Below are 12,725 nucleotides of genomic sequence, written 5' to 3' on the forward strand. Positions count from 1 at the left end.
CCCCCCCCCCACTTCGAGTGCAACGAAGAAACGCCGCTGCAGCTGCTGCGGCGCAAGATGCCGCGCGCCCTGTGCTTTGTTACGTTCACGCGTGACCAGCGGTGTCAGCAAGTCGTTGCACCTGCGTCGTACCGGAGGAGGCCGGTACGAACGCTAGAACGCCTTCGCAACGCTTGAGGACACCCTGGGAGGGGATTTCAGATGGATTCGTCGCTCGCGCTTCACCGCGGCCGCGCGCCGCTCACCGTGCTTGCCCTGTCGATCGGACTGGTGCTGAGCCACACCGCGCATGCACAGCAGACCCCGGAAGCGGCTGCTGCCGCCCCCGATGCGGTCGACCTGGACAAGGTGGAGGTCAAGGCTACCTACCGCGAAAGCCTGCAGCAGTCGCTGGATGAAAAGCGCTACAGCGTCGAGCAGGTCGATGCGATCTACGCCGAGGACATCGGCAAGTTTCCCGATCTGAACCTGGCCGAATCGATGCAACGCATCGCCGGTGTCTCCATCGACCGCGAAGGCGGCGAAGGCCAGCAGATCTCGGTGCGCGGCCTGGGTTCGGACTTCACCCGCGTGCGCATCAACGGCCTGGAAGCGCTGTCCACCGCCGGCAGCGGCACCACCGGCGTCAACCGCAGCCGCGGCTTCGACTTCAACACCTTCGCCTCCGAACTTTTCAGCCGGGTCAAGGTCAACAAGACCCAGTCGGCGCAGATGGACGAAGGCTCGCTCGGCGCCACCGTCGACCTGCGTGCATCGCGGCCGTTCGATTTCGAAGGCTTCCAGGCCTCGCTCAACGGCCAGTACGGCTACAACGAACTGTCGCGCTCGAAGGACCCGCGCGTGTCGGCGCTGCTGAGCAACACCTGGGCCGATGGACGCTTCGGTGCGCTGATGTCGGTGGCGTGGAGCAAGCGCACGATCTTCGAGGAAGGCTACAACCCGGTGCGCTGGGAGCACGGCAACTACCGCAACTCCAATCAGGCCACCGCGGCCAACAACGGCACCTACGGCTTCTGCAGCCCGGCCGGCTACGACCCGCAGACGCCGCGCAACCCGGCCGCGAATGAAACCGCGCAGGGCGTCGGCAGCGCCGCCAACCAGGCGCGCAGCAACGGCTGGGGCAGCTACGGCATCGATGCCACCCACTGCGGCACCGGCATCGACCGCCCGGAGGCGACCGCCGGGAACATCGCCGCCTACGAGACGGCCACCAATGCGTGGATCCCGCGCTACCCGCGCTACATCCGCACCGAGCATGAGATCGAACGGCTGGGTGTCACCGGCGCGCTGCAGTTCCGCTTCAGCCCGGACAGCCTGCTCAACCTCGACCTGATGTATTCGAAGCTGGACAAGGACCAGCGCGAGGATTCGATCGGCGCCAACCTGCACCGCACCGCGCAGTACGGCGGCAAGACCCAGATCGTGGTGCGCGAGGCGCAGGTGGATGCGCAGAACCGGCTGGTCTACGGCGTGTTCGACAACGTCGACTTCCGCACCGAGTCGACCGCCATCGAAGAGAGCACCGAGTTCAAGCAGGCCAGCCTGAACTTCGAGCACCGCTTCAACGATGCGCTGCGCCTGGATGCGCTGGTCGGCCATTCCTCGTCCAGCTTCGAGCGGCCGGTGTTCTCCATGGTCAGCTTCGACAACAGCAACCTGGATGGCTTCGTGCTGGACATGCGCAACGGCGCCAGCATGCCGTCGATGACCTTCCCCTTCGCGCTGGGCGATGCGGCGTCGTGGCAGTGGCTGGGCTACGGCACCGCGCCGGTGAATGCCAACGGGACCGCACGTGGCGGCAACATCAGCGAAGTGCGCCTGAACCCGCAGTACGTCGACAACAGCTTCGACACCGCCAAGGTCGACCTGACCTTCAACGTGTCGCCCACCTTCACCCTGCGCGGCGGCCTGGCCTACAAGGACTACGGCATGCGCACGCAGGAGTACCGCAACATCAGCTATGGCCGCATGTCGCAGGCGCTGCCCGGCGGCGTCGGCGTGGGTGACCTGTCCACCACGCTCGATGGCTTCGGCAAGGGCCTGGACGGCAGCACGCCGGGCAGCTGGCTGATCCCCGACTTCAACCGCATCGCCGAGCTGCTGGACATCTACTGCAACTGCAACACCGGCACCCTTGGCGGTGACTACCGCCTGGCCGGCGTCGGCCACTTCGGTGCATCGAACAACAACTTCGACGTGACCGAAAAGAGCTACGCCAGCTACCTGCAGCTGGACTTCAACACCGAGCTGTGGGACCGCCCGTTCCGCGGCAACCTCGGCCTGCGCTACGTGCGCACCGAGATCGACGCCAGCGGCTACGCGCCGTGCCAGGCGGCCAGCAGCAGCGATCTGTCGGCAGCCTGCGAACCGTTCCTGGGCGTGGCCAGTGCCACCGCCGATGCCGGCGAGCGCCTGCTGGTGGCCACCACCGTCGGCCACCGCTACGACGACTGGCTGCCCTCGCTGAACCTGGCCTGGGACCTGACCGACAGCGTCGTGCTGCGCTTCGGTGCGGCCAAGACGATGGCCCGGCCGACCCTGTCCAACCTGTCGCCCAGCGTCAGCGGTGGCCCGACCAGCTTCCTCGACGAGGACCGCTACTACTCGATCAACCTGGGCAACCCGAAGCTGGATCCGTTCCGCTCCACCAACTACGACCTGAGCGCGGAGTGGTACTTCAAGGAAGGCGCCCTGCTGTCGGCGGCGGTGTTCTACAAGGACATCGAAACCTACGTGCAGCGCACCCGCCTGCTGACCACCTGGGGTGACATGGGCTATTCGCTGGACCTGCTGCCGGCCGGCTTCAGCCCGAACACGCTGTTCAACGTGCAGAGCTACTTCAACACCCCGGGCGGTCCGTTGAAGGGCTATGAGCTGACCTACCAGCAGCCCTTCAGCTTCCTGCCCGGCTTCTGGAAGAACTTCGGCGTGCAGCTGAACTACACCCACGTCGATTCGAAGATCAAATATCTCTTCAGCTCCGGCAGTGGCGACACCATCGTCACCACCTACACCGAGAACGACCTGCTGAACCTGTCGCCCAACTCGTACAACGCCACCGTGTACTACGACGACGGCCGCTTCAGCGCACGCGTGTCCACCAGCTACCGCGATGCCTACATCAACCAGATCCTGACCCAGGAAAACGTCTGGGACCTGGACGGCAACCAGTACGCCACCGCCGACGTCACCGGTAAGTACAGCGTCAAGAACGTGGATTTCAACATGTCCTGGAAGTTCAACAAACAGCTGACCGTCAGCTTCGAGGCGATCAACCTGCTGGACAGTGCCGACGAACGTTACGTCGATTCGGCGCTGTCACTGCCCGACCGCTACACCCACACCGGGCGCCAGTACTACCTGGGGCTGCGCTACAAGTTCTGAGCGCACGCCCTGCCCCGCCGTACCGCACCGCCGCCATGCCGCTGCACCGTCGAATGCTGCTGAAAGGAAGGTTCCATGCACCGTACCGCTTCTGTCCTGCCCCGCCCGCGCCGTCGCCTGCTGGTGGCCGCGCTGTCGCTGGCCACCGCGCTGCCCGCGCTGGCCGCACCGTCGCCGACGCTGCTGTTCCACGTCGACGCCAACCAGGGGCTGACTGCCGTGACGGCGCAGGGCGAAGCGGTGCCGAACTTCCGCGACAAGGCGGCGGTGGTCGATGACGGGGCACGCGGCAAGGCCATCCAGTGGGAGGACGATGGCGTGCTGGCCTGGGATGCGCCGGGCAACATCCAGGCCCAGCGCGGCACCCTGGCCTTCGACTGGCGCCCGCGCTACGCGGTGGGCGAAGCGCCGTTCGTGATCTTCCGCGTCGGCTATGCCGACCACAGCAGCTGGGACATGGCCTGGCTGCGCATCGACTGGAACGGGCACGGCTTCGATGCCTTCGTCACCGATGCCAACCTCGCACGCAGCCGCGTGTCGTTCCTCATGGATACGCCGCCGCGGCCGGAGCAGTGGCTGCACCTGGCCTTCGCCTGGGACGAGGACCAGGGCGTGCGCCTGTTCGTCGATGGCCGCGAAGTGGCGCGTGCACAGGCGACCGGTGACTACGATGCTGCGCTGGACCAGCTGGGGCTGGCCGGGCGGGTGATGGCGCCCTACCAGGTGCAGAGCCGCTACAACTTCCTGCGTGGCAGCGATTTCCAGCACATCCGCGTGTACGACCGCATGCTCGACGCCCCCGCCGTGCAGGCCCTGGCAGGCGGCAAGGCGCCGGCCAGCGCGGTGGCGCCGGCCAGCGACGAGCGCGCGTGGCGCCATCGCTTCGGCTGGGAAGGTGCGGCACCGCCGGCGCTGGCGTCGGCCGGCACGCGCATCCGCAAGATCGAATTCGCCGATACGCGCGACCACAAGGCATGGATGTGGAAGGCCACCGACGGCATCGCCGAAACCACATGGCCGGGCGTCTACAACCGCTCGCGCCTGCCCGGCCGCAACGACTACTTCCAGCTGCCGGACTGGAACACCTACGTGGAAAGCGGCCAGCACCTGGACCTGACCCTGCCGGCCGGCGAGACGGTGAACCGCATGGAGATCCGCGGTGCGGCCTTCGGCAGCCTGGCGCATGGGCCCGATGCCGAGCATGCCACCGAGGTGCTGGCCACGCGGCCGCGCGGCGTGGTGCGCAGCGTGCAGGACATTCCCGCGCAGCAGGGCGGCGTGCTGCGTTTCAGCAACGTCGAACAGGAAACCCCGATCCAGGAAGTCTGGGCCTACAACGTGAGCGAGGGCGCCGAGCCGGAAGGCACGGTCAAGCAGACCTACGTGATCGACAGCCAGGCCCTGCCCGACTACACCAACCTCGATGCGCTGCGGCACTACATCGATGGCCGCTTCCCGGCCGCCGAGCGCAGCACGGTGATGGCCCTGCCCAAGGGCGCAGGCTCGCGCCGCCGTGGTGCCGACAGCCTGCCGACGCAGCCGCGGCCGATCGTGCACGTGCTGATCCCCTCGGGGGTCGGCGATGCTCCGGCCAACCAGCCGTTGATCCGCAGCTGGGCCTACAGCTGGGAAAACATGCATGACGGCCTGGACGGCGTGGCCATCGACCTTCCCGCGCTGGACCTGCCGGCTACCCACGACGGCCTGATTCCGCTGAACCTCCGCATCAAGGATCCGATCTGGCCGGCGCGCGACATGATCGATGTCTCGGTGTCGGTGCAGCCGGGGCAGAAGCGCACGCTGTGGCTGGACCTGCGCGACCGCATCCTCACCCCCGACAGCCTGTGGCTGAGCATCGCCTCGGCCGCGCCGGGCTTCGATGCCGCCGCGCTGGACGGCGCGCAGATCCGCCTGGTGTTCAAGCCGCGCGCCGAAGCGCTGAAGGAACACGTGGCCGACCGCTTCAACCAGGTGCGCGACAACTGGGGCTTCCTGGTCGAGGAGCACACCACCTCCAAGCGCCAGCGCTTGTATGCGCGCGTGTACGCCGACCTCAGCGACCTGCTGCGGGTGGACCCGGACCACGAGCTCGGCCGCCTGTACTGGAACTACATCAGCTACAACAGCCAGGGCCGCCCGCCCTACACCGCACCGGCCGTGCCCAAGGGCGTGCCGGCGTGGGCGTTCAACCAGGTGCAGGACCTGGCCCAGGTACGCCAGTTCGTCAACTGGTGGATCGACGAGCGGCAGGTGGCTTACGGCGATTTCGGCGGCGGCATCTCCGATGATTCCGACCTGACCCAGCAGTGGCCCGGCCTGGCGCTGATGGGCGTGCAGCCGGATCGGCTGAACGCCTCGCTGACCGCGCTGTCCGATGCGGTGTACCGCAATGGCATGTTCAGCAATGGCCTGAGCACCATCGAGACCGACGAACTGCATTCCTACGAGGAAGGCATCAACACCAACAGCGCCATGCTCTACCTCAACTGGGGCGACCCGTTGACCGTGGAGCGCCTGATGGAAACGGTGAAGGCCTTCGACGAGCGCATCATCCTTCGTAATCCGCAGGGCAATCTGCTGTTCTCCAGCAACTGGTTTGGTGGCAACAAGGTCTACCGCGAGCCGAACTGGCAGTGGCAGAAGCCCTATTCCTTCCCGGTGCTGCACCCGGCGTTCCTGCTCGGCCAGTACAACGCCGACCCGACCGGCCGCAAGCTGGTGATCGGCCTGGCCGATGGCTACCTGGCCCACGCGGGCACCGACGAGAAGGGCCGCTTCACCCTGCCCAACGAGATCAACTGGGCCACCGGTGCCACCCGTGGCGGCGAGTTGAACAACGGCTCCGGCGGCGGCGACACCATGCACACGTTCTGGGCCGCGTGGCGCTGGACCGGCGATGCGAAGTACCTGCAGGCGCTGGACTACCGCGTGGCCCGGGGCGGGCCGGGCGCGCTGGCCAACCTCGGCGAGAACTACGTCGACGTGCTGGGCAGGCAGCAGGACTGGTACCCGAAGCTCACCGCCGAGGCCGATGCCGGCAAGACCGGCTTCGCCAGCCTGATGGCCTGGCAGGCCAGCGGCGATACGAAGTACATCGACGCGCTGCACGCCGACGGCCTGCAGGCCAAGGTGCAGCGCGCCTACATGAACACCGAGGGCCACTGGTGGTCCGACCGGGTGGAAGCGCCCAGCGAGTTCCTGCAGCGCGCGCGCCTGGGTGGCATCGCACTGAAGCGCAACCAGAGCTGGCCCGGCCACACGGTCAGCTGGCGCTTCGACCGCGACGGTGCTGCCGAGCAGGTTGCGCTGCTGGTGCACGCGCCCTCGCGCGAACGCTTCACCGTGACCAGCCATAACCTGGGCACGCGCACCATCGCCGCCGACATGACCGGCTGGAACGTAGCCAGTGGCACCTGGCGCGTGCGCAGCGGCGTGGACGCCGATGGTGATGGCCGCATCGACGGCACCGCCGCCGAACGCAGCGTGCAGCTGGAAACCAGCGCCTCGGTACCGATGCAGTTCCGCCCGGGCCGCACCGAGGTGTTCGAGTTCGAGCGGATCAGTGCCGGCACGCCGGTGGAGACCCGCGCGGACCTGGGCATCGGCCGTGGCGACGTGCGCGTGGATGGCCGTCAGGTGCACGTGACCGTGCACAGCCTGGGCCATGCCGGCAGCGGCGTGGGTGTGGCGGTGCTGGAGGATGCGCGTGGCCGCGAGATCGCACGTACCGAGGTGCCGGCCATGGCCGCACCGGTGGATCTGCAGCCGAAGACGGTGGTGGTGTCGCTGCCGCTGCCGGCGGGTGACCGCAGTGCCCTGCGGGTGCGCGTGGCGCTGGCCGATGGTGGCGAGGAAGTGACCCGGTTGAACAACGTGGCCGACGTACTGCGTTGAGGAGGCGCACGGATGCGGCAACGCCCGGCGTTCGTAGAGTCGAGCTTGCTCGACTGCTCTTCGCATGGCACCAACAGCAGTCGAGCAAGCTCGACTCTACGAAGCGGCGCAGCGCCCAGCCGGTTGAACAACGTGGCCGACGTGCCGCGTTGATGGGAAGCGGTGCCGCCGGGCATGGCCCGGCGCTACCTGGGGCCTTACGCGGTCAGGCCGCGTCGGTCTCCATCATCTTCACCCGGCGCTGGTACCAGCCATCGTCGAGTGGATCGAACACGGCGCTGCGTTCCATCACCCCCTGGTACACATGCACCGACACTGCCACGTCGGTATCGCTGGCGTTGCGCAGCGTGTGGTACTCGTGCGGCGGGATCAGGCTGCCGGCGCTGCCGCGGTAGCCGTACAGGGCTTCCTGCGCGGCGAAGCGGTGGCGGTCGCCCTGCCGTTCCAGCAGCGCATACGGGGTGACAATCAGCTCGCCCTGCCAGACGCCTTCCACGCACCACATCGCATCGTGGTCGTGCAGCGGCGTGCCCTGCCCCGGGCCCCAGCACATGGCGATGACGCTGTAGCCCAGGGTGGGGCTGCGGTGCAGTTCGCGACGTGCGTAGTGGCCGTCCACCGGGCGGCGCACGCACGGCGGCAGTTCGATGAGCGGATCGATGATGGCCTCGCGCAGCACCTTCTGCAGGGCGTGGGTGATCAGCGCCGGATCCGCCAGGCAGACCGCGCCGTCGATGGCCGCCAGCAGGCGATCCCGTCCCGTGAACGGCAGTGGTGTGAACGTCGCTCCCATGTCGGCCAGTCTAGGCGAGCCGGGTTAACAGAATGTTTTCAGACCTTCATCTTTTCTAGATAATGTGAATTGCGACAACGTTAGGCGCAATTAGACGCAATTAAGCGATATTGCCGCCATCATGGCAGCAGCAGTGCGCGCAGCTCCGGCACCTCGCGCGCCAGTTCCGTGGCCACCAGGGTGGCGAACACCCGCGCGCCCTCGTCGCCCAGATGGGTGTAATCGAAGGCCTGCTTGGCCTGCCCCATCGGTTCCAGCGCGGCGTTCTGCACCGAAGCTGGCGCGCCGGCCAGGGCCGGGCTGGCGCCGACCGTGCTGCCGCCCAGGGCGCTGGCCACCTGCGCCTGCGTGGCGGGTGCCTGCGCAAGCCGCATCGCCGCTACCGGCCCCAGCGCCTGCACCAGGGCGCGGCTGCGGCCATGCAGGTCGACCAGCGGCACCTGCAGTTCGCGCGCCACCGCACGCACGCTGTCGGCCCACGGTGCCAGGTCGTCCACCAGCACACCATCGGCGAACTGGCGTCGGGTCAGGGGGGTCAGCAGCACCGGTTTGGCGCCGGCCGCGCGTACCTGCTGCACATAGCGGCGCAGGTTGTCGGGGAACTCATGCTGCAGGTCGGTCGAGCGCCCCGGCTTGCCGGGCTGGTCGTTGTGGCCGAACTGGATCAGCACCCAGGTGGCGGCGTAGCCCGGCGTGCGCATCTCCGCCTCGACCAGCGCCCACGAACCCTCGGCGCGATAGTTGTAGGTGCTGCGGCCACCGCGCGCCAGGTTCAGGCAGGCGGCGAACGAGGTCACGTGGTCGGCGCAGAAGGCCGGGCCCCAGCCGCCCTGCACGGCGGTGGTGGAATCGCCGACCAGTACGATCTTGCTGGCGCGGATCGGCGTGGGTGCCGGGCGGTCGCTGATCGACGGGTCGACCGCGGCGTGGGCCGCGCCGGCCACGGCCAGGGCAAACAGGACAGGCAGCAGGCGCATCTCAGGCAGTACCTCGTTGCAGGAAGGGGACGCGCTGGTAGAGCTCGCGCTCGCCACCGCGTGGGTCATCGGCGCCGCGGCTGCGCACGTCGAACAGCATCGTGCGCCGCTGCGGCAGGGTGTACGGGGCCCAGTCCGCCAGCCCGGCGTGGTTGGGGTCGCCGTGGCGGGCGAAGGCGATCAGCGCGTCGCTCATGGTCGCCGCCAGTGCACGTGCGTCTTCGCCACCGCCGGTGCGCGCCGTGGGCAGGCCGGCGTTGTCGAACACCAGCGGGATGTCCAGGGTGTGGAAGGCGCGCAGGCGTCCCTCTTCCACCGGCGAGGGCCAGTCGAGCTGGTAGGACCAGGTCGGCGCCGCCGCGGCCGGCTGCCGCGCACGCGCTTCCAGTTCTTCCAGCGCACCGCGCCAGGAGCGCCCGGCGGTGGTGGCGGCGAAGAACACCTCCGACGCCGTGTAGTGCGGATAGAGGCGGCGGTAGTGCTCGATCACCACCGACGGCAGCAGGTCGACGAACTGCTGCTTTTCCAGCTGCGCCGGCAGGGTGTTCCAGTCCAGCGCGAAGTTGCCCGGGTCGTTGCCGAGGAAGGCGCGGGTTTCATCGTGGGTGTTGCCGATCACCATCGGGATGGCGGCCGACTGTGCCGGTGCCTGTGGCCAGAATGGATGCACCGGCAGCACCACCTCGTCCAGCACCGGCCCGAAGTACAGCGCGGTGTCCTCCACCCGCGACGGATCGCGGGCACGGGTGGCGGCCAGCAGATCGGCTGCCGGCAGGCGCAGCAGCGCGGCCAGGTCCGGCGCGTGCACCGCCTCCATCGCCACCGCCGCGCGCTGTGCGGCCGCGCGTGGGCCGGCGGCGGTGACCTGCTGGCCGCTCATCGTCCACGCCCGCTGGAACAGGCCGCGTGCGGCCGGCATCGCCATCAGCGTGGCGATCTTGGCGCCGCCGCCGGACTGGCCGAACACGGTGATGTTGCCCGGGTCGCCGCCGAAGGTCGTGGCGTGCTCGCGCACCCACTGCAGCGCCTGCACCAGGTCCAGCTGGCCGGCATTGCCGGACGCGGCGTAGCGGGGGTCGCCCAGCGCGCCCAGGTACAGGTAGCCGAAGGTGTTCAGGCGATGGTTGAGGGTGACCACCACCACGTCGCCGCGCCGGCACAGCGCGCTGCCGTCGTACAGCGGATCGCTGCCGGAGCCGTTGTTGAAGCCGCCGCCATGGATGTAGACCAGCACCGGCCGCCGCGCGCGCGCATCCAGCGCCGGCGTCCACACGTTGAGGAACAGGCAGTCCTCGCTGCCGGGGCCTTCCGCGCCCCCCTGCGCTGCCGCCGCGCCGTACTCCAGTGCGTCGGCGATGCCGCGCCAGGCCACTTCGGGCCGCGGTGGCTGGAAGCGGTAGGCGGCCGTGTCCGCGCCGTAGCGCAGGCCGCGGAACACCAGCACGCCCTGTTCGCGCTGGCCGCGCACCCGCCCGCCACGCACCCGTGCCAGCACCTGGGCGTCATCGCGCGGGCCGGGTGCCGCCAGCGCGGCCGGCAGTGCCGCCACGGTGGCCGTGGCCAGTGCCCAGCGCGCGCTGTCGCGCAGGAAACGGCGGCGCTGCAGATCGTTCGGCGCGGTGTTCATCGGCTACCCCGGGGTCGGATCCCCTCGCCAGAGGAGAGGGGCTCTGACCCCACCCCCGTCTCACCCGCAGCTGCCAGCCACGCCTCCGCCAGCAGCGGCCACACCGCCAGCGTCGACCCCGCCGGCACGCGCATCCCGAAACCATGGCCACCGTGGGCGAACAGATGCAGCTCGTGCTCGACCCCGGCGGTGGCCAGTGCCGCAGCCATCAGCTCACTGTTGTGCACGCTCACCACGCGGTCGTCGTTGGCGTGGATCAGCAGGGTCGGCGGCATGTCCGCGCGCACCTGCTGCTGCATCGAATACTGCGCGGCCAGCGCCGCATCGGGGTGCTCGCCGAGCAGGCGCCCGCGCGAGCCACTGTGCGCATGCGCGCCCATGTCGATGACCGGATAGACCAGCACCGCGCGCGCCGGGCGCGCGCTCAGCCGGTCGATGGCATCGCGTGCCGGGTACACCGCGGTATCGAAACCAGTGGCGAGACGCGCGGCGACATGGCCGCCAGCGGAAAAGCCCATCACCGAGACGCTGCCGGCATCCAGACCGCGCCGCGCGGCCTGCTCGCGCACCACCCGCAGCGCGCGCTGCGCGTCGGCCAGCGCGGCCTGGCGGTCGCGGCCGGGCTGCGGCAGGCGGTAGCGCAGCACGAACAGGGTGTAGCCGGCGCGGTCCACCCATTCCGGCACCAGCGCACTGTCTTCCTTGTCGATCACCACGCGCTGGTAGCCGCCGCCGGGGATGACCAGCAGCGCGCGCCCGTTCGGCCGTGTCGGTGCATGCACCAGCAGGTAGGGCGCATCGACCTGGTCGACGTAGCGGTCGGGGTGGGCCGGGTTGCTGCTGCGCTCGACCACCCGCGCCGGCCGCGCCGGGCCCTGCTCGCCGGGAACCTGGCCGTCCGGCCACAGGGCGATCCGCTCGCCAGCCAGCTCCTGGCCGGGGCGTTCGTTGTCGCGCGGCGGCGCGGCGGTGGAGGTCAACGGCAGGGCCAGCAACAGCCCGCACAACAACAGCACGACAGGACGCAGACGCATGGCAGGCAACGGCTCCGGCAGGACGGGGACAGGGTGTCTGGTGCATCCGGTGGCAGCACGTGATGCGCTGCGGCTTGCACGATGACACCGGTTTACCATATACACCTCCTGCAGACGCTGTCGATGGGCAGTGCAACAAACACAGGGAGACCGTTCTTGAGCAACGAACACGGCACACATGGGCAGACGCCGCCGCCGGACGATGCGGCCGCGATCGCCCAGGCCTTCACCACCGCCCGCCGCGCCGGGCAGTCATTGGCCGCATTCCCGGGCACCATCCCGGACACCCTGGTGGGTGCCTACCAGGTGCAGGACCTCGCCATCGCCGCCTGGGATGACCGCGTGGTCGGCTGGAAGGTGGGCTACATCGCCGCCGAGCGCCGTGATGTCTCCGCGGATGACCGCCTGCTGGGCCCGGTTTTCTCTCGTCAACTGAAAAATGCTACCGGTGGAACAACGGACATTCCGGTGTTCGTCGGCGGCTTTGCCGCGGTCGAAGCGGAGTACGTGCTGGAGCTGTTGGAGGACGCTCCGGCCGGACAACTGCACTGGTCGCCGGAACAGGCTGAAGCCCTGCCCGCGCGCCTGTACATCGGCGTGGAAGTGGCCAGCAGCCCGCTGGCCACCATCAACGAACTCGGCCCGCGCGTGGTGGTGTCCGATTTCGGCAACAACAACGGCCTTGTGCTGGGGCCGGAGATCGTCGACTGGACCGCACGCGACGAAACCTCGCTGCGTGCCGAGACGCTGATCGAAGGCGAAGTGGTCGGTACCGGTGGTGCGACGCGCCTGCCCGGTGGCCTGCGCGCCGCCTATGCGTTCGCGCTGTCCCGTTCGGCGCTGCGTGGCCGGCCGCTGCGCAAGGGCGACCTGATCGCCACCGGCAACGCCACCGGCATCCATGACATCACCGCCGGGCAGACCGCGCTGGTGCGTTTCGCCGGCTTCGGCGACATTGCCTGCCGGGCCGTGCCAGCGGGATGACCGCCGGCCTGCCCTGGTGAACACGCGCGGGA

Annotated in this window: 7 protein-coding genes; 3 read left to right on the plus strand and 4 right to left on the minus strand. The window is 69.0% G+C overall.

What is annotated here, in order from left to right:
* Positions 1-201: 201 nt before the first annotated feature.
* Together IAE56_RS02300 and IAE56_RS02305 are read left to right on the plus strand one after the other, a co-directional pair.
* On the plus strand, positions 202-3,384 hold the full coding sequence (locus IAE56_RS02300; RefSeq protein WP_200751311.1) for a TonB-dependent receptor: 3,183 nt from the start codon (positions 202-204) through the stop codon (positions 3,382-3,384).
* 75 nt (positions 3,385-3,459) lie between these two features.
* A complete protein-coding gene (locus IAE56_RS02305; RefSeq protein WP_200751312.1) occupies positions 3,460-7,278 on the plus strand; it encodes a LamG-like jellyroll fold domain-containing protein in 3,819 nt (1,272 codons plus the stop codon).
* Between the two features lie 205 nt (positions 7,279-7,483).
* On the opposite strand, the gene IAE56_RS02310 is transcribed toward IAE56_RS02305, so the two are convergent.
* From IAE56_RS02310 to IAE56_RS02325, 4 genes are all read right to left on the minus strand, one after another.
* Positions 7,484-8,071, minus strand: a complete 588-nt coding sequence (locus IAE56_RS02310; RefSeq protein WP_200751313.1) for a cysteine dioxygenase family protein — start codon at positions 8,069-8,071, stop codon at positions 7,484-7,486.
* 119 nt (positions 8,072-8,190) lie between these two features.
* Positions 8,191-9,048 carry a rhamnogalacturonan acetylesterase gene (locus IAE56_RS02315; RefSeq protein WP_200751314.1) on the minus strand — a complete coding sequence of 286 codons (858 nt, stop codon included), beginning with the start codon at positions 9,046-9,048 and terminating at the stop codon, positions 8,191-8,193.
* Between the two features lies 1 nt (position 9,049).
* Positions 9,050-10,675 (minus strand): carboxylesterase family protein, encoded by a 1,626-nt coding sequence (locus tag IAE56_RS02320; RefSeq protein ID WP_200751315.1) that lies wholly within the window; start codon positions 10,673-10,675, stop codon positions 9,050-9,052.
* Entirely contained in the window at positions 10,672-11,691 is a 1,020-nt protein-coding gene (locus IAE56_RS02325) for an alpha/beta hydrolase (protein ID WP_200751339.1), read from the minus strand. The genes IAE56_RS02320 and IAE56_RS02325 overlap by 4 nt, the downstream gene beginning before the upstream one ends.
* Before the next feature lie 174 nt (positions 11,692-11,865).
* On the opposite strand from IAE56_RS02325, the gene IAE56_RS02330 reads away from it, so the two are divergent.
* The gene (locus IAE56_RS02330; RefSeq protein WP_108767191.1) at positions 11,866-12,693 is read left to right on the plus strand and encodes a 2-keto-4-pentenoate hydratase; all 828 of its coding nucleotides are present in this window, start codon (positions 11,866-11,868) and stop codon (positions 12,691-12,693) included.
* Positions 12,694-12,725: the final 32 nt, after the last annotated feature.

It is taken from the genome of Stenotrophomonas sp. S41, from assembly GCF_016624625.1.
Taxonomy (GTDB): Bacteria; Pseudomonadota; Gammaproteobacteria; order Xanthomonadales; family Xanthomonadaceae; genus Stenotrophomonas.

Coding starts and splice junctions, on each gene's coding strand:
- IAE56_RS02305 (WP_200751312.1), top strand. CDS start 3,460: ATGCACCGTACCGCTTCTGTCCTGCCCCGCCCGCGCCGTCGCCTGCTG.
- IAE56_RS02315 (WP_200751314.1), bottom strand. CDS start 9,048: ATGCGCCTGCTGCCTGTCCTGTTTGCCCTGGCCGTGGCCGGCGCGGCC.
- IAE56_RS02320 (WP_200751315.1), bottom strand. CDS start 10,675: ATGAACACCGCGCCGAACGATCTGCAGCGCCGCCGTTTCCTGCGCGAC.
- IAE56_RS02300 (WP_200751311.1), top strand. CDS start 202: ATGGATTCGTCGCTCGCGCTTCACCGCGGCCGCGCGCCGCTCACCGTG.
- IAE56_RS02310 (WP_200751313.1), bottom strand. CDS start 8,071: ATGGGAGCGACGTTCACACCACTGCCGTTCACGGGACGGGATCGCCTG.